Annotated in this window: 17 protein-coding genes, 2 tRNA genes and 1 pseudogene; 6 read left to right on the forward strand and 14 right to left on the reverse strand. The window is 65.7% G+C overall.

Annotated elements, in window-relative coordinates; all coding sequences use genetic code 11:
* Positions 1-152: 152 nt before the first annotated feature.
* From BKK81_RS14070 to BKK81_RS14085, 4 genes are read right to left on the reverse strand one after another with little or no spacing between them, the layout of a single operon-like run.
* Positions 153-1,742 (reverse strand): ABC transporter ATP-binding protein, encoded by a 1,590-nt coding sequence (locus tag BKK81_RS14070; protein WP_418235898.1) that lies wholly within the window; start codon positions 1,740-1,742, stop codon positions 153-155.
* Between the two features lie 59 nt (positions 1,743-1,801).
* Positions 1,802-2,926, reverse strand: a complete 1,125-nt coding sequence (locus BKK81_RS14075) for an ABC transporter permease (RefSeq protein WP_071014048.1) — start codon at positions 2,924-2,926, stop codon at positions 1,802-1,804.
* On the reverse strand, positions 2,923-3,975 hold the full coding sequence (locus BKK81_RS14080; RefSeq protein ID WP_071014051.1) for a microcin C ABC transporter permease YejB: 1,053 nt from the start codon (positions 3,973-3,975) through the stop codon (positions 2,923-2,925). Before BKK81_RS14080 ends, BKK81_RS14075 begins: the two co-directional genes overlap by 4 nt.
* A gap of 26 nt (positions 3,976-4,001) precedes the next feature.
* Positions 4,002-5,894: an extracellular solute-binding protein gene (locus tag BKK81_RS14085; RefSeq protein WP_071014053.1), complete on the reverse strand. Its 1,893-nt coding sequence runs from the start codon at positions 5,892-5,894 to the stop codon at positions 4,002-4,004.
* A 245-nt stretch (positions 5,895-6,139) separates the two neighbouring features.
* Here BKK81_RS14085 and fabI point away from each other — a divergent pair, with 245 nt between their 5' ends.
* On the forward strand, positions 6,140-6,928 hold the full coding sequence (gene fabI / locus BKK81_RS14090) for an enoyl-ACP reductase FabI (protein WP_071014056.1): 789 nt from the start codon (positions 6,140-6,142) through the stop codon (positions 6,926-6,928).
* A gap of 170 nt (positions 6,929-7,098) precedes the next feature.
* On the opposite strand, the gene BKK81_RS14095 is transcribed toward fabI, so the two are convergent.
* Positions 7,099-7,175 (reverse strand) — tRNA-Arg (locus BKK81_RS14095).
* 74 nt (positions 7,176-7,249) lie between these two features.
* Positions 7,250-8,470 carry a GGDEF domain-containing protein gene (locus BKK81_RS14100; RefSeq protein ID WP_231907926.1) on the reverse strand — a complete coding sequence of 407 codons (1,221 nt, stop codon included), beginning with the start codon at positions 8,468-8,470 and terminating at the stop codon, positions 7,250-7,252.
* A 441-nt stretch (positions 8,471-8,911) separates the two neighbouring features.
* On the opposite strand from BKK81_RS14100, the gene BKK81_RS14105 reads away from it, so the two are divergent.
* Positions 8,912-8,988: transfer RNA gene (locus BKK81_RS14105), tRNA-Pro, on the forward strand.
* A 287-nt stretch (positions 8,989-9,275) separates the two neighbouring features.
* Here BKK81_RS14105 and BKK81_RS14110 read toward each other — a convergent pair.
* Positions 9,276-9,791 carry a hypothetical protein gene (locus BKK81_RS14110; protein WP_071014061.1) on the reverse strand — a complete coding sequence of 172 codons (516 nt, stop codon included), beginning with the start codon at positions 9,789-9,791 and terminating at the stop codon, positions 9,276-9,278.
* A gap of 549 nt (positions 9,792-10,340) precedes the next feature.
* Here BKK81_RS14110 and infA point away from each other — a divergent pair.
* From infA to BKK81_RS14125, 3 genes are all read left to right on the forward strand, one after another.
* Positions 10,341-10,562 carry a translation initiation factor IF-1 gene (gene infA / locus BKK81_RS14115; RefSeq protein WP_008641674.1) on the forward strand — a complete coding sequence of 74 codons (222 nt, stop codon included), beginning with the start codon at positions 10,341-10,343 and terminating at the stop codon, positions 10,560-10,562.
* A gap of 169 nt (positions 10,563-10,731) precedes the next feature.
* On the forward strand, positions 10,732-11,205 hold the full coding sequence (locus tag BKK81_RS14120) for a SixA phosphatase family protein (protein ID WP_071014063.1): 474 nt from the start codon (positions 10,732-10,734) through the stop codon (positions 11,203-11,205).
* A 166-nt stretch (positions 11,206-11,371) separates the two neighbouring features.
* The gene (locus tag BKK81_RS14125; RefSeq protein WP_083384115.1) at positions 11,372-12,208 is read left to right on the forward strand and encodes a GNAT family N-acetyltransferase; all 837 of its coding nucleotides are present in this window, start codon (positions 11,372-11,374) and stop codon (positions 12,206-12,208) included.
* Between the two features lie 102 nt (positions 12,209-12,310).
* Here BKK81_RS14125 and ppx read toward each other — a convergent pair whose 3' ends face one another.
* Entirely contained in the window at positions 12,311-13,843 is a 1,533-nt protein-coding gene (gene ppx / locus BKK81_RS14130) for an exopolyphosphatase (RefSeq protein ID WP_071014068.1), read from the reverse strand.
* Between the two features lie 194 nt (positions 13,844-14,037).
* On the opposite strand from ppx, the gene ppk1 reads away from it, so the two are divergent.
* Positions 14,038-16,116 carry a polyphosphate kinase 1 gene (ppk1, locus tag BKK81_RS14135; RefSeq protein WP_071014071.1) on the forward strand — a complete coding sequence of 693 codons (2,079 nt, stop codon included), beginning with the start codon at positions 14,038-14,040 and terminating at the stop codon, positions 16,114-16,116.
* Positions 16,117-16,252: 136 nt separating this feature from the next.
* Here ppk1 and phoR read toward each other — a convergent pair whose 3' ends face one another.
* From phoR to pstC, 6 genes and pseudogenes are all read right to left on the reverse strand, one after another.
* On the reverse strand, positions 16,253-17,593 hold the full coding sequence (gene phoR, locus BKK81_RS14140) for a phosphate regulon sensor histidine kinase PhoR (protein WP_071014073.1): 1,341 nt from the start codon (positions 17,591-17,593) through the stop codon (positions 16,253-16,255).
* 97 nt (positions 17,594-17,690) lie between these two features.
* Positions 17,691-18,401, reverse strand: coding sequence for a phosphate regulon transcriptional regulator PhoB (gene phoB / locus BKK81_RS14145; RefSeq protein ID WP_071014076.1), 711 nt, complete (start codon positions 18,399-18,401; stop codon positions 17,691-17,693).
* A 17-nt stretch (positions 18,402-18,418) separates the two neighbouring features.
* Entirely contained in the window at positions 18,419-19,123 is a 705-nt protein-coding gene (gene phoU / locus BKK81_RS14150) for a phosphate signaling complex protein PhoU (protein WP_071014078.1), read from the reverse strand.
* A gap of 70 nt (positions 19,124-19,193) precedes the next feature.
* On the reverse strand, positions 19,194-19,982 hold the full coding sequence (gene pstB / locus BKK81_RS14155) for a phosphate ABC transporter ATP-binding protein PstB (protein WP_071014081.1): 789 nt from the start codon (positions 19,980-19,982) through the stop codon (positions 19,194-19,196).
* Between the two features lie 46 nt (positions 19,983-20,028).
* A complete protein-coding gene (pstA, locus tag BKK81_RS14160) occupies positions 20,029-20,934 on the reverse strand; it encodes a phosphate ABC transporter permease PstA (RefSeq protein ID WP_071014083.1) in 906 nt (301 codons plus the stop codon).
* Positions 20,931-21,895 (reverse strand): annotated as a pseudogene (gene pstC / locus BKK81_RS14165) (phosphate ABC transporter permease PstC). Before pstC ends, pstA begins: the two are co-directional and overlap by 4 nt.
* Positions 21,896-21,907: the final 12 nt, after the last annotated feature.

Below are 21,907 nucleotides of genomic sequence, written 5' to 3' on the forward strand. Positions count from 1 at the left end.
GTCATTGACATGTCAAAGTTCGTTACAAATTCCCCGGTTTTTCCTTGCGAATCAAGATGATAAGACAAGACTCGCATCTACTTTCTCGGAAATTTCATGACGTGCGTATGAAACCAGACAACGCGCCCGGATAATCGCCGCACCGCAACAGATCACATCCCGCCGATCGCCGCTGCCGCCATCAGCTTGCAGGTGTAGGGATGCTGTGGCGCACCAAGCACAGCCTCGGTTTCGCCCGACTCGACCACCTCCCCCGCCTTCATCACCAGCACGCGATGCGCCATCGCGCGGATCACGGCAAGGTCGTGGCTGATAAAGAGATAGCTGAGGTTGTATTTATGCTGCAGCTGCGCCAGCAGCGTCAGCACCTGCTGCTGGATCGACACATCGAGTGCCGAAGTCGGCTCATCCAGCACCAGCACCTGCGGCTTCAGGATCAGCACCCGCGCAATGGCGATGCGCTGGCGCTGACCGCCGGAGAATTCGTGCGGATAGCGCCCCAGCGCGGTGCGCTCGAGCCCGACTTCGCGCAAGGCCTCGATCACCTGCTGGCGCGTCGCCTCCGCCGACAAGCCCGGCTGGTGCAGGCTCAACCCCTCGCCGACGATCTGTTCGATGGTCATGCGTGGCGACAGCGAGCCGAAGGGATCCTGGAACACCACCTGCAGGCGCGAACGCATCTGGCTGCGCTCGCGGCGGGTCATCCGCTCGAGGCCGCGCCCAAGGAATTCGATATCCCCCCCGCTCTTGCCTTGCAAGGCCAGCACCGAATGAACCAGCGTGGTCTTGCCGGAGCCCGACTCGCCGACGATGCCGAGGGTCTCGCCTTCGCGCAACTGGAAATCGACGTGCTTGACCGCCGAGAAGCGCTCCTTGCCGAACCAGCCCTTGAATCCGGCACGCTTGCGCGCATAGTCCACGCTAAGCCCGCGCGCCTCGAGCAGGACCGGCGCCAGCGGCACCAGCGGCATCACGTCGCGGCGGGGCCGGCTGTCAATCAGCCGGCGGGTGTAGGGGTGCTGCGGGGCTGCGAACACCGTTGCCGTCTCCCCCAGTTCGACCAGCACGCCCTTTTCCATCACGCCGACCCTCTGCGCGAACGAGCGCACCAGGTTCAGGTCGTGGGTGATCAGCACCACCGTCATGCCGAACTCGGCCTGCAGATCGCGCAGCAACTCCAGGATCTGGGCGCGGATGGTCACGTCAAGCGCCGTGGTCGGCTCGTCGGCCAGCAACAGCTTGGGCCGGCATGCCAGCGCCATGGCGATCATCGCGCGCTGCCGCTGGCCGCCCGACAGCTGGTGCGGGAAGCTGTTGAACTTGTGCTCCGCATCGGCGATGCCGGTCCGCTCGAGCAGGGCGATCGCGCGCTGGCGCGCCGCGCGGCGATCCAGTCCCTCGTGCAGCGTCAAGGTCTCGACGATCTGGTTGCCGATCGTATAGAGCGGGTTCAGGGCCGTCATCGGCTCCTGGAAGATCATGGCGATCTCGGCGCCGCGGATCGCGCGCACTTCGCGGTCCGACATGCTCAGCAGGTCCCGTCCTTCGAAGCGGATGGCACCGTCGTAGTAGGCATCCTCGACCAGCCGCAGCATGGCCAGCGCGGTTACCGTCTTGCCCGAGCCCGACTCGCCCACCAGTGCGAAGCGCTCGCCGGCACGCAGGTCGAAGCTGACCTCGCGCACCGCGCGCGTGGCGTGCTCGCCATGACCGAAGGTCACCGAAAGGCGGTCCACGCACATCAGCGTGGAACCCTCAGCCGTGGTCCGGGCCGGACGCTGCTTCTTCTCCATCACCACGCTCATCGTGCCACCTCCGCGGTGACGGGAGCCGGCACCTTGGGCTGGACACGGCCGCGCAAGGCGGCCATGCCCAGGCGCTGATCGAAGGCGTCGCGCAGCGCATCGCCCATGAAGGTCAGCAGCAGCAGCGTCACCACCAGCACGGCGAAGGTGAACAGAGAGATCCACCAGGCGTCGAGATTTGCCTTGCCCTGCGCCAGCAGCTCGCCCAGGCTGGGGGTGCTCGGCGGCACTCCCAGCCCGAGGAAGTCGAGGCTGGTCAGCGCCAGGATGGCCGCGCTCATGCGGAATGGCAGGAAAGTGATCACCGGCGTCAGGCTGTTGGGCAAGATGTGGCGCCACATGATCTGCACGTTCGACAAACCCAGCGCGCGCGCCGACTTGACATAGTCGAGCGAGCGGTTGCGGTAGAACTCGGCGCGCACGTAGTCCGACAGCCCCATCCAGCCGAACAGCGACAGCAGGATGATCAGCAGCGCCAGGCTTGGCTGGAAGATCGAGGCGAAGATGATCAGCAGGTAGAGTTCCGGCATCGAGCTCCAGATCTCGATCAGACGCTGCGAGACCAGGTCGAAGCGCCCGCCGAAGAACCCCATCAGGGCGCCGGTCAGGGTGCCGACCAGCACGCCGATGACGGTCAGCGCCACACCGAACAGCACCGACACGCGGAAACCGTACAGCAGCCGCGCCAGCACGTCGCGCCCGCGGTCGTCGGTACCCAGCCAGTTCTCAGCCGAGGGCGGCGCGGGATTCGGCTCCTTGGCGAAGTAGTTGAGCGTCTCGTGCGAATACCGGTTGGGCGGAAAGACGGCGAAGTTGTCGCCGCTGGTCAGCTTGTCCAGGATATAGGGATCGAGATAGTCCGCTGGCGTGGGGAAATTGCCGCCGAAGGTGGTCTCGGGATAAGTCTTGACGATGGGGAAATACCACTGACCCTGGTAGCGCACCACCAGCGGCCGGTCATTGGACAGCAACTCCGCGCCCAGGCTGACCGCCACCATCAGCAGGAACAGGATCAGGCTCCAGTAGCCCAGGCGGTTGCGCCGGAAGCGTTGCCACGCGCGCTGGCGCGGCGACAGGGAATGCGGCAGGCCGCTGGCCGGCATGCGGGAGAGAGACATCATCGGTGCATCGCCTCGAAGTGGATGCGCGGGTCGACCATCACGTAGCAGACATCCGAGATCAGCCGCGTGACCAGGCCGATCAGGGTGAACAGGTAGAGCGTGCCCAGCACCACCGGGTAGTCGCGGCGCAGCACGGCCTCGTAGGACAGCAGGCCGAGGCCGTCCAGCGAGAACAGGGTCTCGATCAGCAGGGAGCCGGTGAAGAAGGCGCCGATGAAGGCGGCCGGGAAACCCGTCACCAGCGGGATCAAGGCGTTACGGAAGATATGCTTCCACAGCACCCTGCCCTCGGCCAGGCCCTTGGCGCGCGCCGTCAGCACATACTGCTTGCGGATTTCCTCCAGGAAGGCGTTCTTGGTCAGCATGGTCACCACGGCGAAGCTGCCGACCACCGAGGCCGTGATCGGCAGCACCAGGTGCCACAGGTAGTCCGTCACCTTGCCCAGCAGCGAAAGCTGGTCCCAGTTGTCCGAGGTCAGGCCGCGCAGCGGGAACCACTGCACGAAAGTGCCGCCACCGAACAGTACCAGCAGCAGCACCCCCAGCACGAAACCGGGGATGGCATAGCCGACCAGCACGATCATGGTGGTCACCACGTCGAAGCGGCTGCCCGCCCGGATCGCCTTCGAGATGCCGAGCGGCACCGATATCAGGTAGGTCAGGAAAAAGGTCCACAGACCGATGCTGATCGACACCGGCAGCTTGGATTTGACCAGTTCCCAGACGCTGCGGTGCTGGTAGTAACTCTGGCCCAGATCGAAGCGGGCGAAGCGCTTGAGCATCAGGAAGTAGCGCTCCAGTGGCGGCTTGTCGAAGCCGTACAGCGCCTGGATCTCCTTGATCCGCTCGGGGCCCAGGCCGTGCCGGCCGCGGTATTCCGCCCCCCCGCCGCTGGCTTCGCCACTACCGCCGGCCCGCCCCTTCATCTCCAGCATCATCTGCTCGACCGGGCCGCCCGGCACGAACTGGACGACGACGAAGGTCAGGGTCACCACCCCGATCAGCGTCGGGATCATCAGCAGGATGCGCTTGAACAGATAGGCGAGCATACGTCTCCTTGTCGCTTCCGGGTCGCCTACTTCGTCTGCGCCTGGGCTTTCGCGGGCGCCAGGTCATTGCGCCACCAGTTGCTGAGGATCCAGCCTTCCGCCGTATAGTACGCCGGCAGGCGCTGGGGGTATGACAATTCCTTGCGGTAGGCCACACGATGGTAGGCGCTGAACCAGTGCGGAATGATGTAGTAGCCGTGCATCAGCACGCGGTCCAGCGCACGGCAGGCGTTGATCAGTTCCTCGCGCGTGCGCGCATGCAGCACGTTGTCGACCAGCTTGTCGACCGGGGGCGACTTCAGGCCGAACAGGTTGTCCGAGCCCGGCGTGCCGGCTGCCTCACTGGAAAAGCGGTCGCGCAACTCGTTGCCCGGGCTCTGGGAATCCGGATAGCGGATCGACACCATGTCGAAGTCGAAGTCTTCCAGCCGCTTCTGGTAGAGCGCGAAGTCGGTGGTGCGCTGGTCGACCTGGATGCCGAGCTTCTCCAGATTGCGCACGTAGGCCGTGATGACGCGGCTCATGGCGCCGCCGTCGTCGAGGAACTCGAAGGAGAAGGCCTCGCCCTTGGCATTGCGCAGCGCACCATCGGAATAGGTCCAGCCGGCCTGGGCCAGCAGGCGCTGCGCCAGGCGCAGGTTGTCGCGCAGCGAACGCGGCGGGTTGGTGGTCGGCTGGGCCACGATCTGGCCGAAGACTTCCGGCCCCAGCTGTCTGCGCAGCGGATCCAGCAGACCGAGCTCTCCGGGCGTGGGACGCCCGTCGAAGGTCGAGGCGGCAGCCAGGTCGGTATTGGAGAACCAGCTGTCGAGCCGGCGGTAGGCGCCGTAGAACAACTGGCGGTTCAGCCATTCGAAGTCCAGCGCCAGCGACAGCGCCTGGCGCACCCGCACATCCTGGAACATCGGCTTGCGCATGTTCATGACGAAGCCCTGCATGCCGGCGCCATTGTGGTGCGGGAATTCGGTCTTCGCCAGTTCGCCGTTGTCGAAGCGCTTGCCCACGTAGCTCTTGGCCCAGTTCTTGGCGCGATACTCGACGATGGCATCGAACTCGCCGGCCTTGAATGCCTCCAGGCGGGCCGTCTCGTCCTTGTAGAGGCGGTAGACCACGCGGTCGAAGTTGAAGGTGCCGCGGCGCACGGCAAGATCCTTGCCCCAGTAACTGGGATCGCGCCGGTAGATGATGCCGCGTCCGGCATCGTAGCGCTCGATCAGGTAGGGACCGCTGGTGACGGGGGCCTCGAAGGTGATGTCGGCAAAAGACGCCTTTTCAGTCCACTTCTTCGAGAACACCGGCAGCGACCCGACGATCAGCGGCAACTCCTGGTTGTGCTGCTTGAAGTCGAAGCGCACGGTGCTCGGCCCGAGCACCACCACGCCCTTCACGTCTTCGCACATGCTGCGGTAGCCCGGGCTGGCGGACTTGCTCATCAGCATGTCGTAGGAGTACTTCACGTCGGAGGCGAGCACCGGGTCGCCGTTCGAGAAACGCGCCTGGGGCCGCAGGTGGAAGGTGACCGAGAGCTGGTCGGGTGCCATCGTCACGTCGTCGGCCAGCAGCCCGTAGGCGCTCGCGGTTTCATCGGCGCTGGCGATCAACAGCGACTCGAACATCAAGGCATTCAGCCCTGGCGCTGCCGTGCCCTTCAGCGTGAACGGATTGAACTTGTCAAAGCTGGTACGCCGGTCCGGGTTGGCCAGCGTCAGCGTGCCGCCCCGCGGCGCCGCGGGATTGGCGTAGTCGAAATGAGTGAAATCCGGACCGTACTTGAGGTCCCCGTACTGGGCATAGCCATGCGCCGCCAGCACCGGCACCGCCTGCGCTGCCAGCAGGAGCGCCAGCCCGCATCGTTTGACCGTACGGCCGAGGAAACGTCGTCCCGCCGCATCGAACGGCCAAGGTGCACGAATAGGCATCCCGCTGGGGTCCTCCACTAGGATCGCTGCGGCAGGGCATCTTCGGCCCCGCCAGTTATGAGACAATTTTACATGCGTTCGGCTGGCGCCCAGCCATCCGGACATTCCAGTACGCGGCCGTACAGGCCGCCCCCCACACTCGGGCCGGCCGGTCCGCGCGCACCGCCCCGGTCGCCGCGCGGCGCTTACCGTGCAAAGAGTACAGCACAAAGCGTGCCCGGCCGAGACACCATCATGGAGAATCTATGGGATTTCTGGCAGGTAAGCGGATCCTGATCACCGGCTTGCTGTCGAACCGCTCGATCGCCTACGGCATCGCGTCGGCCTGCAAGCGCGAAGGCGCCGAGCTGGCGTTCACCTATGTCGGCGAACGCTTCAAGGACCGCATCACCGATTTCGCCAAGGAATTCGGCAGCGAACTGGTGTTTGAATGCGACGTCGGCAGCGACGAGCAGATCGCGGCCACCTTCGCCGCGCTCGGCCAGCACTGGCCGACCTTCGACGGGCTGGTCCACTCGATCGGCTTCGCGCCGCGCGAGGCGATCGCCGGCGACTTCCTGGAAGGCCTGTCGCGCGAGGGCTTCCGCGTCGCGCACGACATCTCCGCGTACAGCTTTCCGGCACTGGCGAAGGCCGCGCTGCCGCTGCTGTCGGACAAGGCCTCGCTGCTGACGCTGAGCTACCTCGGCGCGGAACGCGTGGTGCCCAATTACAACACGATGGGGCTGGCCAAGGCCTCGCTGGAAGCGAGCGTGCGCTATCTGGCGGCCTCGGTCGGCCCGCGCGGGATCCGCGCCAACGGCATCTCGGCCGGGCCGATCAAGACCCTGGCGGCTTCCGGCATCAAGGGCTTCGGCAAGCTGCTGAGCCATTTCGAGGATGCGGCACCGCTGCGCCGCAACGTGACCATCGAGGAAGTCGGCAATGTGGCCGCCTTCCTGCTGTCCGACCTGGCCAGTGGCGTGACCGGCGAGATCACCTATGTGGACGGTGGCTTCAACGTGATGGGCGCAAGCCTGCCTGCCGAAGAATGAGGCCGCGGCCCGCCCTGGCGGGCCGGCCAAGCCACCATGAGGGCACCGCGCGCAAGCCGGTGCCTTTTTTCCTTGCCCCGAAAGGCTCTTGCGTCGGGAATGCTTGCCGGAAGTATGCGCACGCGTCCTGCACGGCAGACGCGGCGCGAATGGCGAAGGATGATGATCGGTGGCGCGTCCTAGAGGATTCGAACCTCTGACCGCTCGCTTAGAAGGCGAGTGCTCTATCCAACTGAGCTAAGGACGCGAAGGGCAGCATTCTACCCCAGAGATACGTCGCCATGCGCGCGATGCACGCATGGCGGAAACCAGTTGCAGCGCTCAGTGCGGCGCCTTGTCGCGAGCGCGCACGAAACGCGGCAGCGAGTCCTGCGGCCGGCCGGCGTCGGACGCCACGCAATTGCGCCCCATTGTCTTGGCCTCGTAGAGTGCGCTGTCGGCGCGCCGCATCAGGGCATCGGGGCCCTCCCCCGGCCGCCGCTCGGCCATACCGACGCTGACCGTGTAATGGATGGCATCCGGCTCGGAAGGACAAGGCGTGCCGCGCACCAGCGTGCTCAGTTTCAAGGTTGCCGCCCGGCCGCGATCCAGTGAGGTGTTCGGCATCACGATACCGAACTCCTCTCCGTCCAGCCTGCCGACCACGTCCTCGGCGCGCACGCTGCGCGACAGCAAGCCGGCAAAATGCCGCAGGACGCCGTCGCCGGCGAGATGACCGTAGAGATCGTTGATCGCCTTGAAGTGATCGAGATCGACAAAGGCGACCGTCAGCGGCTGCCCCTTGCGCTCAGCCTGCTCGCAGGCCGCCTCGAAGTCCTCCCAGAAAGCGCCGCGCGTGAGTACCTGGGTCAGGCCATCATGGCGCGCGCGCTGCTCCAGCAAGCGACGCAGGCGATCGTATGCCATCAGCGCAAAGCTGATGGACAGGCCCGCGGCGGCAAAGACATGCAGCACGCCAAGACTGCCCGCCTCGACCGGCAAGAACAGGCGGCCATCCTGCGCGGCGGCATACGCTTGCAGCAAGCTGACCAGTGTCGATGCCAGCGCGATCAGTAGCAAGGACAAGGCCGCCAGCCGGCCGATACCACGCCTCCCGGCCACGCGCGCAAGCACGATCAGCGCCAGGCCCAGCGCGTAAACGGCGCCAACCGCCGCAAGCCCGAGCAGCACCACATACTCCGGAGCACGTGATAACGTCATCCAGCCCACGGCCGCCAGGATGACCGCGTTCAGGGCCACCCAGATCCAGCCATGGCCGCGCTTGCCGAAAAAGCGCCGGGTTCCGTACAGCATGGCAGACAGCGCCAGCACCAGCATCAGTTCGGCCAGGCCCTGCGGGCTCCCTCCCGGCAGCCACTGGCGAGAAACCAGGGCCACGGCCGCCGCACACACGGCAAGACCGGCGACCGCCCAGGGCTTCAGGCCGATACCGCCCATGCCGGGCGTGCGCAGCAACGCCAGGCACACGACGCCCATCTGCAGGCCGAACAGGCCGGCAATGAGCACGATCCACTGTGACTGAGACATGTTTTCCCGTTCCAAGTGCGAAGCTGCCACGCTTCCGGCGACGCCCGCCCCCCGCCGGACGCCGCTACCGGCGTGAGCCTCTGCACCGCAATGCCGCCACCTTCCCCCCGGGTAAGCCGCACCGGGTGGGTGGCGTGCCGGCGCGTCATGGCGCGCCGGTTCGTCTGGTTGGTCCGAGTCGCGACGATACGATGTGTCGGACGCCTGGCGTTGTCGTGGAACTCTCTATCTTGGTCCCTTCGCCAGCTTTTCCGCTCTCCGCGCAGCAGGACATCGCATCGCCGGCGCAGCGGTGTGCGGATTATGTCAGCGCCGGGGCCCAAGTCAAGCCATGCCGGCGGCGGCCTCGTAACGGCTGCCCACGCGATGCCGTCGAGATTCCCGGCAAGTGTCCCGCGCTCACCAGCGACATGGCAATTGACCGCCAGCCGAGCCGGAGGCTACAATTGCCGGCTTCGGGGCGTAGCGCAGCCTGGTAGCGCATCTGATTTGGGATCAGAGGGTCGCATGTTCGAATCATGTCGCCCCGACCAGTTTTATTGCAAATCAACGGCTTGTACCTGCTGGTACAAGCCGTTTTTGTTTGGCCGCCACCATGTTTGGTCGTTACCAAACACGACATGGCGCCCGGGAAGACATTGCCCTTGAGCAACTTGCTCGACCCATACCCCCAAAAGGAGTAACCCCAACGTCGGTAGGGGTACATTTGCACCGCTCGCATCGCAGAATGACGCTCGGCAACACACTCACACTCCCGTTGCCGTTTGGCGTGTAGGAGGCGTCACCCTCCTACACGACCTCTTTTCAGGCCGGCCCACCTTCAGGGCAATGACGTCAATGGCTCTCGGCGCTCGAGGTGCCAGTACGCCAGGGCGGCAACCAGCCCGAACACCGCATGCGCCAGCAAGCTCTCCAAGCCGCGCGCCTGATCGAACCAGTTGAAGTAGCGGGTAAAGACATAGAAGTTCAGCAGGTAGGCTCCCACGCCGAACAGCGCGCCGGACAGCGCGACCAGGCCCTGACCGGAATCCAGCCGGAAGGCGGCGATCAGCATGGCGAGCACCAGCGCCAGCACGATCGACAGGCCGAAGTGCACGATGGCGGCAGCCAGCACCACGATCCAACTGAACGCATCGGGCGAACTCAGCGCGCCGCTGCCGAGCATGATCGCCGCGACCATCTTGACCGTGTCCCAGGCCCCTCGATAGAGCACAAAGCGCGCCGCCAGCAATTCCATCACGACATAGACCACGCCAGCGGCAAGCCCCGCAAAGGCCGCTGCCCGCCAGTCCGGCATACGGTGGACGAAGCGGTGCGAATGCAGGTGCAGTTCCATATGAGCCTCCTTGCTCGGCATCCCCCCGGGGACAGCACAGCGTGCGCACCTGCCACACCAACCCGGCTCGGCAAACGCGCCGCCCTCATAGATACATATAGGTCGCCGCGGGAAAATGCCAAGCGGCCGCCACCGCACCCCGGCAGCACGCCCGGCCGGCGCCCGGCAGCTGCTTGTTGCCGCGCACCAGTCCTATCGAGCCAGTCTCCGGCTTCGTGATACAATGTTGAATGGCGCCAGCATCAGGCGCAGCGTGCCCTGTCACCGGGCGCCCCCGCTGAAAACGACATCATCCCCACGGCGCGGCTGCGGCGAGCCAGTTTTGTTTCTTGCCCAGCAGCACCGTGCGCATTTCACGGCCGCGTCGGTACTGGACCCGGCCTGCAGGCTGGGGCAATTCCGCCCTTTTCTCGATTTCACGACACTCCGCGCTGCATGCGGGCGTTGCGCCGCGATGCGGCGGCTCGTGCCGATCGGGAAATCGCGGCATAGAATGCATTTCTCTCAACTCATGCGGCCCCATTGAGGCTGCGGAAAAGGAAAGACAGATTGGCTAAGGAAGAACTGATTGAATTTGGCGGCGTGGTGTCGGAAGCCCTCCCCGACAACCGCTATCGCGTCACGCTGGAAAACGGCGTCGAGATCTGGGCCTATGCGTCCGGCAAGATGCAGAAGCACCGCATCCGTATTCTCGCCGGCGATCGCGTGACCCTGGAAATGTCGCCATACGACCTGACCAAGGGTCGCATCAACTTCCGTCACAAGTCCTGATCCTTCGCCGGCGGGCGCTTCGTCCGGCACGTCGCCGGAGCAGCGCCCGCCAGCCGTCAGGTTCAGCCGCGGGGCTTGCCGGCCGCGGGAAAGCGGTCGTGCGCCTTGCGCATGAGCGGCGGTTTCGCCATACTCGGCCGTTACGATCACAGCGCACGCCTGTCACGTCATGAACCTGATCCTGTGGCGCCATGCCGAGGCCGAAGAGGCCGCCGGCCCGCTGGGCCTCACCCGTAACGGCGACCTGCAGCGCGCACTGACGCGGCGGGGCCACCAGCAGGCGCAAGCCTGTGCGAAATGGCTGCGCGCGCATGCCGCACCCGGCATCCGCGTGCTCTGCAGCCCGGCAGTGCGCGCGCGCGAAACTGCCGCCGCACTGACCCCACAGCCCGAGATCGTGCGCGAACTGGTGCCCGGCGCCGACGTCAGCACCGTGCTTGCCGCGGTCGGCTGGCCGGAAGGCCCAGACACCATCGTGGTAGGGCACCAGCCTTGGCTCGGCCGCGTGGCCAGCCTGCTGCTGGCCGGCAGCGAGATGGACTGGAGCGTACGCAAGAGCGGCATCTGGTGGCTCGCAAGCCGGACCCGCGAAAACGAGGCGCAGGTCGTGTTACGCGCCGTGGTCAACCCCGAATTCCTCTGACCCGGCACCAGGGCGAGTGCATCGCCCGCCGCGCGATGCCCTCCCGCGCACCGGAATTGCCTTCGGCCGGCGCCGCGTCACGCAACCGTCATTACCTCTTCACGGCGCTGTCACCCGGCCTCTCTACATTGCTTCGCAACAGTTACGTCATCGAAAGGACATACTGATGCGAGATCTGCCAACGCCGACCCAGCCGCTCTTCGACGCCTTGCCCAATGGCCTGAACGGCCAGACGGCGCGGAGGCGTCTTCATCGCCAACCGGATGCACCAGCGCATGAGCCGGCTGCTTTCAGCGTGGCGTGGGCGCGCCACCAGGACGAGGTAGTCGAAGCCCAACGGCTGCGCTACAAGGTTTTTGCGGAGGAAATGGGCGCGCGCCTGACCTCCACCGTGCCCGAACTGGACGTCGACATGTTCGACGCCTATTGCGATCACCTGATCGTGCGCGACCAGACCACGCTCAAGGTGGTGGGCACCTATCGCGTGCTGCCGCCGCACCAGGCCAAGCGCATTGGCTGCCTGTACGCGGAATCGGAATTCGACCTGGTGCGCCTGGCCCACCTGCGCCCGAAGATGCTGGAACTCGGCCGCTCCTGCGTGCATCGCGACTATCGCTCCGGCAGCGTCATCATGGCGCTGTGGGGCGGGCTCGGCGAGTACCTGCAGCGCTGGGGAATCGAGTCGATGCTGGGTTGTGCGAGCGTGCCGATGAGCGATGGCGGCCACTATGCCGCCAGCTTGTACCGGCGCTTCGCCGAGCGCTCGCTGGCACCGATCGAGTACCATGCCTTCCCGCGCCTTCCGCTGCCGGTGGACGACCTGAACCAGGATCTGGACGTCGAGCCGCCCGCGCTGATCAAGGGCTACCTGCGCCTGGGCGCGCGTATCTGCGGCCTGCCCGCCTGGGATCCCGACTTCAACGTCGCGGACTTCCTGACCCTGCTGCGCGTGGCCGACATGAATCCGCGCTACGCCCGCCACTTCCTCGGCCTGAGCCGCTGAGCCGCGCACGGCCGGCCTGCGCATTCGGCAATGGACTCCGGACGAGCCTGAAACGGGCCCGTTGCGGGCCCCGGCACCCTGCCCCGGCGGCGGGTGCCGTGCTCAGGCGTAGACCACCTTGTAGCGCTTGCCCACCCGCTCCCACTCATCGGCCTCCTGGGCGAGGCTGTATTCGATCAGCGGATTGCCATCGATCCAGTCGCGCGGCAACCGCACCTCGAAACCTTCGTCGAGCGCATCGGCGCGCTGGCGCACGCGGATCTGCGGCAGCGGCGAGTCGGTACGCCGGCGGCACAGCACGAAGGCCAGGCGCAGGCTGAACAGCATGCGCCAGTCGAGGAAGCGTCCGCTGCCGGAGAGCTTGCCGAGCTTGCCCGCGTGCCCGAGCAGCAGCGCGGCCAGCCGCGCCTGGTCGGTCTTCGAGAAGCCGGGCATATCGGCGTGCGTGGCGATGTAGGCCGAGTGCTTGTGATAGCCACTGTGCGAGATCGACATGCCGATCTCGTGCAGGCTTGCCGCCCAGCCGAGCAGGGCGAGATTGTCCTCGCGGAGTTCGTCGGGCGGCTCGGGGAATTGCGCCAGCAGGCTCAGCGCGGCATTGCGCACGCGTTGGGCCTGCGCGCGGTCCACCGCATAACGGCGCATGAACTGGTCGACCGTGACGGTGCGCATGTCCTCGTGATGACTGCGGCCCAGCAGGTCGTAGAGCACCCCGAGGCGCAGCGCCCCGTCGGTGACATCCATGCGCTCGATGTCCAGTTCGGCGAACACGCCCAGCATGATCGCCAGCCCGCCCGGCAGCACCGGGATGCGGTCCGGCTTGAGCCCGGCCAGCTTGACCCGGTTGGCGTTCTCCGCCTTGACCAGTGCGCGCTTGAGCCGCTCCAGTCCCTCGCGGGTGATGCCGTGCTCGCCCGGGTTGTCGTTCATGCCGTTGAGCTCGATCAGTTCTGCCAGCGCGCGCGCCGTCCCCGAGGAACCGACCGCCTGCTGCCAGCCGGCGCCGCGATACTGGCGCACCAGCACCTGGATCTCGCGCCGCGCGGCCAGCTCGGCCTGCTTCATCGCGTAGTCGTCGACATTGCCGCTGGGGAAGAACTGCCGGCTGTGCGACACGCAGCCGATGTACAGGCTCTCCATCAGCTTGGGCTGGAAGCCGCTGCCGATGATGAACTCGGTCGAGCCGCCGCCGATATCGACCACCAGCCGGTTGCCCTGGCACGCCGGGGCATCGTGCGAGGCACCGAGGTAGATCAGGCGCGCCTCTTCGCGGCCGGCGATGACTTCGATCGGGAAGCCCAGCGCCGCCTCTGCCTCGATCAGGAATTCCGGCGCATTCTTCGCCACCCGCAGCGTATTGGTCGCCACCGCGCGCACCTGGCCGGGCGCGAAATCGCGCAAGCGGTCACCGAAGCGCCGCAACGCATCGACGCCGCGTCGCCGCGCGGGCTGGTCGAGATACTTGTCAGGGGTCAGGCCGGCTGCCAGCCGGACAGGCTCGCGCAGCGCGTCGACCTGGAAGATCTGACTCGCCGGACCCGATGCGGTCATGGTCTCGTCCACCCGCCCGATCATCAATCGGAAGCTGTTCGAACCCATGTCGACTGCGGCCAGCAAGCGTGGGGATTCATTCATCGTTGTGTGCGGAACTCAGATGTGGGATTCTCGGTGGCCCGGCAACCGGCGGCACTTGCGGCACCTTCCCTGTCCATGGCCCAATCCCTCAAAATATGTCTTGCTCATGACCGGAGCATGACAAAATCACAATGTCATCAAACTGACATGATTCTATGAAAAAGTCGCAGCATTACCAAAATAAGGTCATGCCAATGTCGACGACGCCGCCCGGTACGCTGCTCAACCGTGAGCTCGGCATCCTGGAATTCAACGCACGTGTCCTGGCGCAGGCAGCAGATCCCAAGGTCCCGCTGCTGGAAAGACTGAAGTTCATCTGCATCGTATCCAGCAATCTCGACGAGTTCTTCGAGATCCGCATGGCGGGCCTCAAGGAACAGTTGCGCGACAACCCGTCCGGCATGACGCCCGACGGCCTCTCCTTCCAGCAGACCTACCAGCTCGTCACCGAACGCACACAGCGGCTCGTCGGCATGCAGTATGACATGCTGCAGAGCGTGATTTTCCCACTGTTGGAAAAGGAAGGAGTCTTCTTCCACCTGACCGGCTCGTGGAATGACGCCCAGAGGACTTGGGCGCGCGATTTCTTCCTGCGCGAACTCGGCCCGGTGCTGACGCCGATCGCCCTCGACCCCGCCCACCCGTTCCCGCGCGTGCTCAACAAGAGCCTGAATTTCGTGGTCGAACTGTCGGGCACCGACGCCTTCGGCCGGGAGGCCGAGCTGGCCATCGTGCAGGCGCCGCGCGCCCTGCCGCGCGTGGTCAAGATGCCGGAATCGCTGTCCGGCTACCCCTTCGGCTTCGTGCTGCTGTCGTCCTTCATGCAAGGCTTCGTGCACGAGCTGTTTCCCGCCATCGAGGTGCACGGCTGCTACCAGTTCCGGGTGACCCGCAACTCGGACCTGTTCGTCTCGGAAGACGAGATCACCGACCTGCGCGAAGCGCTGCAGGGCGAGCTGCCGACACGGCACTTCGGCGACACGGTGCGGCTGGAAGTCTCATCCGACACCCCGCCGCAACTGGCACGCCGCCTGCTGCTGGAGTCCGGCCTGGGCGAGCAGGACCTGTACCGCGTCAGTGGCCCGGTCAACCTGGTACGGCTGATGCAGATCCCCGACCTGGTCGACCGCCCCGCGCTCAAGTTCCCTCCCCACGTACCGGCCGCCGTCAAGGCCTTCTCCGGTGGCGTCTCGATGTTCGACGCCATCCGCCAGCAGGACGTGCTGCTGCACCATCCATACGAGAGCTTCAGTTCGGTGCTCGACCTGTTGCAGCTTGCGGCCAACGATCCCGACGTGGTGGCGATCAAGCAGACGGTTTACCGTACCGGCAACGAGTCGCTGGTGATGGAAGCCCTGATGACTGCCGCTCGCAACGGCAAGGAAGTCACGGTGGTGGTGGAGCTGCTGGCGCGCTTCGACGAGGAGACCAATATCAACTGGGCGGAACGGCTGGAGAATGCCGGCGCCCACGTGGTCTACGGCGTGGTCGGACATAAGTGCCACGCCAAGATGCTGCTGATCGTGCGCCGCGAGCGCATCAAGTCCAAGGACCATAAGCTGCGCCGCTACGTGCACCTGGGCACCGGAAACTATCACCCGCGCACGGCCCGTCTCTACACCGACTTCGGCCTGCTGACGGCCGACGAGACCATCTGCGAGGATGTCCATCACGTCTTCCAGCTGCTGACCGGCACCGCAGGCAGCATCCGCCTCAACGAGCTCTGGCAGTCGCCTTTCACCATGCACGACCAGCTGGTGGAACACATCCGCGCCGAAGCCCGCAATGCCCGCGCCGGCAAGCGTGCCCGCATCATGGCGAAGATGAATGCGCTGCTGGAGCCATCGATCATCGACGAGCTGTACAAGGCGTCGCGCGCCGGCGTGAAGATCGATCTGATCGTGCGCGGCGTGTGCGCGCTGCGGCCCGGGGTGCCGGGGCTGTCCGAGAATATCAGCGTACGCTCGATCGTCGGCCGCTTCCTCGAGCACCACCGCGTCTATTACTTCCTGGCCGACGGCGAGGAGGTGGTCTACCTGTCCAGCGCCGACTGGATGGACCGCAACCTGTTCCGCCGTGTCGAAGTCGCTTTCCCTGTCAAGAACAAGGCGCTCAAGCAGCGCGTGATCCAGGAAAGCCTGCGCGTGCACCTGCGCGACAATGCCTCGGCCTGGATCATGCAGGGTGATGGCGAATACGTGCACAAGCAATCCAAGGCCAAGCTGCAGCACGTCAGCCAGACCGACCTGCTGGCGCTGTTCGGCAATCGCTGACCCCGGCTGAACCCGGACGGGCCGCAGGCGCGAGCGGCCCGCTTGCCTGCTGGCGCCTGGTCAGCCTCTACAGCCCCAGCCCCCCGTGCCTCACGCTTCCTGACGCGGCCGGTCGACTCGTATCGGCGCGCCAGCCTCAGGCTGCGCGCTGCGGCATATCGCCGCCACGCACCTGCTGGGCCTCATGCCCGCTGCGGTCGAGCGGGAATACGACGCGGAACACGCTGCCCCGGCCCACTTCGCTGCTGATACGCAGGTCGGCATGGTGGCGCGACAGCACGTGCTTGACGATGGCCAGACCGAGACCGGTCCCGCCGGTATCGCGCGAACGGCTGCGGTCGACGCGGTAGAAGCGCTCGGTCAGGCGCGGGATGTGCTCGGGCGCGATGCCCAGGCCCGTATCGCTGACGGAAAATACCGCATGGCCCTCGTCCATGGCCAGGCGGATACCGATCTGGCCGCCGTCGGGCGTGTAGCGCACGGCGTTCGATACCAGGTTGGCCAGCGCCGAGAACAGTTCCGTTTCCGAGCCGCGCAGGATCACTCCGGCATCCACGTCGCTGGTGATGCGGTGGCGCCCCTGGGACAATGCCTCGGCGTCGTGCAGCAGGTGCGCGATCATACCGTTGACGGGGATCGGCTCGTAGCCCGGCGCCTGGGCGTCGCTTTCCAGCTTGGCCAGCGCCAGCAGGTCCTCGACGATATGCTGCATGCGCATCGACTGCACCAGCATCAGGTCCACATAGCGGCGGCGGTCCTCCTCCGACACGGGCAGGTCGCGCACGGTCTCCAGGAAACCGGTCAGCACGGTCAGCGGCGTCTTCAGTTCGTGCGAGACGTTGGCGACGAAGTCGCGCCGCATGGCCTCGGTGTTCTCCAGCTTGGTGATGTCCTGCGTCAGCACCAGCTTGCGATTCTCGCCATACGGCAGGATCTGCACGGCGATCACGCCGTGCTTGTGCGAACCCATGTCTCGCATGACCAGGGGGTCATCGAAGCGCTGGCGCATCAGGTACTGGACGAACTCCGGGCGCCGGATCAGGTGGGTGATGCGCTGGCGCACGTCGCGCCGCGCGTTCAGGCCGAGGTGGTGCTCGGCCACGTCGTTGCACCATTCGATCTGGTCGGCATCATCGAGCATCAGCACGCCATTGGGCGAGGCCTGGATGGCCTGGATGAAGCGCAGGTGCTGCTGCTCCACCTGCAGCACCTGCAAGCGCCAGCGTTTGACCAGCCGGTGCAGCCGGTAATACACCTCGCCCCACAGGCCGAGCGCGCTGGGGATCTCGCCGTAGGCGGGCGCATCCAGCACCTTCCACAGGCGGTTGATCTGATAGAGGTAGTAACCCAGTTGCCCGAGCAGGGCCAGGCAGCCCAGCGACAGCGCCCAGACCGGGCCGCGCCAGAGGTAGAGCCCGGCCGACGCGACGGCCACGCTGATCAGGATGGCCGCCGAACGGGCCCAGATGACGTTCATCGGACATTCAAGGCGCGGCCGGACAGCCGCGCCAAACGATAGTTGCGCAGGAGTGTGCCATGAACGGAGCGCCGGCGCAGCCGCCGGGCCTCGGCCGTCAGGCGCCGGGAGCGCGCGCGAGGCGGTAGCCGCTGCCGCGCACCGTCTCGATCATATTGCTGTATCCGCCCGGCGTCAGGGCCGCGCGCAAGCGCTTGATATGGACGTCCACCGTGCGCTCTTCGACGAACACGTGGTCGCCCCACACCTGATCCAGCAACTGCGAGCGGCTGTGGACGCGCTCCGGATGGGTCATCAGGAAGTGCAGCAGGCGGAACTCCGTCGGCCCAAGATCCAGCTTGATCGCCTCGCCGCCGGTATCCTGGCCCGTGACGCGATGGGTGGCTGGATCGAGGCGCAGGCCATTGATGGCGACCACGTCGTCGGTCAGCTGCGGCGCGCGGCGGCGCAGCACCGCCTTGATCCGCGCCAGCAGCTCCTTCGGCGAGAACGGCTTGGTGACGTAGTCGTCGGCGCCCGCCTCCAGACCCATCACCTTGTCCTGCTCCTCGCTGCGCGCGGTCAGCATGATGATGGGGATCTGCTTGGTGCGATCGTTGTTGCGCAGTTCCTTCGCGAAATTGACGCCCGACTTGCCCGGAAGCATCCAGTCGAGCAGCACGAGATCCGGCAGCACGTCACTCATCAGCGACAACGCCTGCTCGGCGTTATACGCGCGAATCGGATAGTGGCCGGCGTGCTGGAGGTTGACCGCGATCAGTTCGGCGATGGCCGGTTCATCCTCGACGACAAGAATACTGCTAGGCATATGCGATGTTCTCCCGATCAGCTCAACGCTTCGCGCTCCATGTCCTCACGCGAGGCATGGCGCACGTCGGTTCCCTTGACGATGTAGATAATGAATTCTGCGATGTTCTTGGCGTGGTCGCCGATGCGCTCGACGGCCTTGGCCACGAAGAGGAAATCCAGCGCCACCGAGATGGTGCGCGGATCTTCCATCATATAGGTGATCAACTTGCGCACGAAGGCCCGGAATTCGTCGTCGATCGCCTTGTCTTCCTTGACGATGCGGGCGGCGGCCACCGTGTCGAGGCGGGCGAAGGCATCCAGCGCCTGGCGCAACAGCGCGATGGCCATGTCGCCGGACAGCTTGACCTCGGAGTAGTTGATATTGTGCCCCGCCGCATCCTCCATGATGTGCTTGGTGCGCTTGGCGATCTTGTCCGCCTCGTCGCCCGCGCGCTCGAGGTTGGTGATGGTCTTGGAGATGGCCATCACCAGGCGCAGGTCGCGCGCGGTCGGCTGGCGGCGCGCGATGATATTGCCGCAGTCGGCGTCGATCTCGACTTCCATCGCATTGACCTGCTGCTCGCGCGCGATGACCTGGTCGGCCTGGTCGGCATCGAAGTCGGCCAGCGCGCGCATGGCGCGCTCGATCTGCGACTCGACCAGCCCGCCCATCTGCAGCAGCTTGGTGTTGATGGCGTTGAGGTCGGCGTCGAATTGGGTAGACAGGTGCTTGTCGGTCATGGTGTCCTCCTGGCCGCGAACCGGTCGCCGCACGTGCGGCATGGACCGGAATCGAACGGGCCGATGGCGATCAGCCGAAACGGCCGGTGATGTAGTCTTCCGTTTCCTTGCGATGCGGCTTGATGAAGATCTTCTCGGTCTCGCCGAACTCGATCAGCTCGCCCAGGTACATGTAGGCGGTGTAGTCCGAGCAGCGCGCCGCCTGTTGCATATTGTGCGTCACGATGACGACGGTGTACTCGTCCTTCAGCTCGGCGATCAGCTCCTCGATGCGGCCGGTCGAGATCGGGTCGAGCGCCGAGCACGGCTCGTCGAGCAGCAGGACTTCGGGGCGGATGGCGATGCCGCGCGCGATGCACAGGCGCTGCTGCTGGCCACCCGACAGACCATAGCCCGACTGGTGCAGCTTGTCCTTGGCTTCGTTCCACAGCGCCGCCTTGGTCAGGGCCCACTCCACGCGGTCGTCCATTTCCGAGCGCGACAGCTTCTCGAACAGGCGCACGCCGAAGGCGATGTTGTCGTAGATGGACATCGGGAACGGCGTCGGCTTCTGGAACACCATGCCGACCTTGGCGCGCAGCAGGGCGATGTCCTGGCGGCTGGTCAGCAGGTTCTCGCCGTCCATGTTGATCTCGCCCTCGGCACGCTGCTCCGGATAGAGCGCGTACATCTTGTTGAAGGTACGCAGCAGCGTCGACTTGCCGCAGCCGGACGGGCCGATGAAGGCCGTCACCTTGCGGTCGGGAATCGACATATTGATGTTCTTCAGCGCATGGAACTGACCATAGAAGAAGTTCAGGTTGCGCACGTCGATCTTGGCACGGACGGTGTCGGGGATGTCGATGACGGTCGAAGTCATGCTCTTGTCTCGCGGAAATTCGTTGGCAATCGGCGCGGCTGGCGCCTTACTTCTTGAACATCATGCGCGCCAGGATATTCAGCGCGAGCACACCGATGGTGATCAGGAACACGCCCGCCCAGGCCAGCTGCTGCCATTCGGTGAACGGGCTCATGGCAAAGCGGAAGATGGTCACCGGCAGGTTGGCCATCGGCTTGTTCAGGTCGGAGCTCCAGAACTGGTTCGACAGCGCGGTGAACAGCAGCGGCGCGGTTTCGCCGGCGATACGCGCAACCGCCAGCAGCACGCCGGTGATGATGCCCGCATAGGACGACTTCACCGTGATCGACAGCACCATCTTCCACTTGGGCGTACCCAGGGCGAAGGCGGCCTCGCGCAAGGCGTTGGGCACCAGGTTCAGCATGTTCTCGGTGGTGCGCACCACGATCGGCACCTGCAGCAGGGCCAGCGCGCAGACCCCGGCCCAGCCGGAGAAGTGCCCCATGCGGGTGACCACCAGCGCATAGACGAACAGGCCGATGACGATCGAAGGCGCCGACAGCAGGATGTCGTTGATGAAACGGACCACGCTGGCCAGCGGACCGGCCTTGCCGTACTCGGCCAGGTAGATGCCGGCCAGGATGCCCAGCGGCGTGCCGAACAGCGTGGCAAGCCCGACCATGGCGAAGCTGCCGAAGATGGCGTTGGCGAGGCCGCCGCCGGCCGTGTTCGGCGCCGGCGTCATCTGCGTGAACAGGTCCATCGACAGGCCGCCCACGCCGAGCGTGACGGTGGTCCACAGTATCCATGCGAGCCAGAACAGGCCGAAGGCCATGGCCCCCAGCGACGCGGCCAGCGCAAACAGGTTGGTGCGGCGGCGGCGCGCCTGCAAGCGGGCACGTACCGCGTCGGCGTCCTGGTGGACGGCCGGGATCGAGGAAGTCGAAATCGTGGCTTGGCTGGTTTGGCTCATTTTGCCCCCTCATTCTTGGCCAAGCGCAGCAGCAGCAGCTTGGACAGCGCGAGCACGACGAAGGTGATGAAGAAGAGGATCAGGCCCAGCTCCATCAGCGCGGCCGTGTGCAGGCCTGCGCCCGCCTCGGCGAACTCGTTGGCCAGCGCCGAGGTGATGCTGTTGCCCGGCGAGAACAGCGAAACGTTGTCGAGCAGGTTGGTGTTGCCGATCACGAAGGTCACGGCCATGGTCTCGCCCAGAGCCCGGCCCAGGCCGAGCATCACGCCGCCGATCACGCCAGCGCGGGTGTAGGGCAGCACGACGCGCCACATCACCTCCCAGGTGGTGCAGCCTACACCGTATGCCGACTCCTTCAGCAGGACCGGCGTCACTTCGAACACATCGCGCATCACGGAGGCGATGTAGGGAATGATCATGATGGCCAGGATCACGCCGGCACACAGCAGGCCGATGCCCAGCGGAGCGCCCTGGAACAGCTTGCCGATCACCGGCACCTGCCCGATCGTGGCGGCCAGCGGCTTCTGGAAATACTCGCCAAAGATCGGCGCGAACACCAGCAGGCCCCACATGCCGTAGACGATCGACGGCACCGCGGCGAGCAGTTCGATCGCGGTCCCCAGCGGGCGGCGCAGCCAGGCCGGCGACAGTTCGGTCAGGAACAGGGCAATGCCGAAGCTGACCGGCACGGCGATGATCAGCGCGATGATCGAGGTCACGATGGTGCCGTAGATGGGCACCAGCGCGCCATAGACATCCGCGGGGGATCCCACTCGGCAGCCCAGAGAAAGCGCAGTCCGAACGTCTGGATCGACGGCCAGGCGCTGATCGCCAGCGAGACGATGATGCCGCCCAGCAGCAGCAGCGTCACGATGGCTGCTGCCCGGGTCAGGCCGCCGAACAGGAGGTCGCCAGCCCGGCTTGGGGGGCGCACGGCGGGGAGGTCGGACGAGGTCGCCATGTTGTCGAGTGG

Source organism: Cupriavidus sp. USMAHM13, from assembly GCF_001854285.1.
In the GTDB taxonomy this organism is placed as follows: domain Bacteria; phylum Pseudomonadota; class Gammaproteobacteria; order Burkholderiales; family Burkholderiaceae; genus Cupriavidus; species Cupriavidus malaysiensis.

Bases quoted from the DNA above. Each gene is read 5' to 3' on its own strand.
- BKK81_RS14070 (WP_418235898.1), bottom strand. From the start codon at position 1,742: ATGTGCGTGGACCGCCTTTCGGTGACCTTCGGTCATGGCGAGCACGCC.
- BKK81_RS14075 (WP_071014048.1), bottom strand. From the start codon at position 2,926: ATGATGTCTCTCTCCCGCATGCCGGCCAGCGGCCTGCCGCATTCCCTG.
- BKK81_RS14080 (WP_071014051.1), bottom strand. From the start codon at position 3,975: ATGCTCGCCTATCTGTTCAAGCGCATCCTGCTGATGATCCCGACGCTG.
- BKK81_RS14085 (WP_071014053.1), bottom strand. From the start codon at position 5,894: ATGCCTATTCGTGCACCTTGGCCGTTCGATGCGGCGGGACGACGTTTC.
- fabI (WP_071014056.1), top strand. From the start codon at position 6,140: ATGGGATTTCTGGCAGGTAAGCGGATCCTGATCACCGGCTTGCTGTCG.
- BKK81_RS14110 (WP_071014061.1), bottom strand. From the start codon at position 9,791: ATGGAACTGCACCTGCATTCGCACCGCTTCGTCCACCGTATGCCGGAC.
- BKK81_RS14120 (WP_071014063.1), top strand. From the start codon at position 10,732: ATGAACCTGATCCTGTGGCGCCATGCCGAGGCCGAAGAGGCCGCCGGC.
- BKK81_RS14125 (WP_083384115.1), top strand. From the start codon at position 11,372: ATGCGAGATCTGCCAACGCCGACCCAGCCGCTCTTCGACGCCTTGCCC.
- ppx (WP_071014068.1), bottom strand. From the start codon at position 13,843: ATGAATGAATCCCCACGCTTGCTGGCCGCAGTCGACATGGGTTCGAAC.
- ppk1 (WP_071014071.1), top strand. From the start codon at position 14,038: ATGTCGACGACGCCGCCCGGTACGCTGCTCAACCGTGAGCTCGGCATC.
- phoR (WP_071014073.1), bottom strand. From the start codon at position 17,593: ATGAACGTCATCTGGGCCCGTTCGGCGGCCATCCTGATCAGCGTGGCC.
- phoB (WP_071014076.1), bottom strand. From the start codon at position 18,401: ATGCCTAGCAGTATTCTTGTCGTCGAGGATGAACCGGCCATCGCCGAA.
- phoU (WP_071014078.1), bottom strand. From the start codon at position 19,123: ATGACCGACAAGCACCTGTCTACCCAATTCGACGCCGACCTCAACGCC.
- pstB (WP_071014081.1), bottom strand. From the start codon at position 19,982: ATGACTTCGACCGTCATCGACATCCCCGACACCGTCCGTGCCAAGATC.
- pstA (WP_071014083.1), bottom strand. From the start codon at position 20,934: ATGAGCCAAACCAGCCAAGCCACGATTTCGACTTCCTCGATCCCGGCC.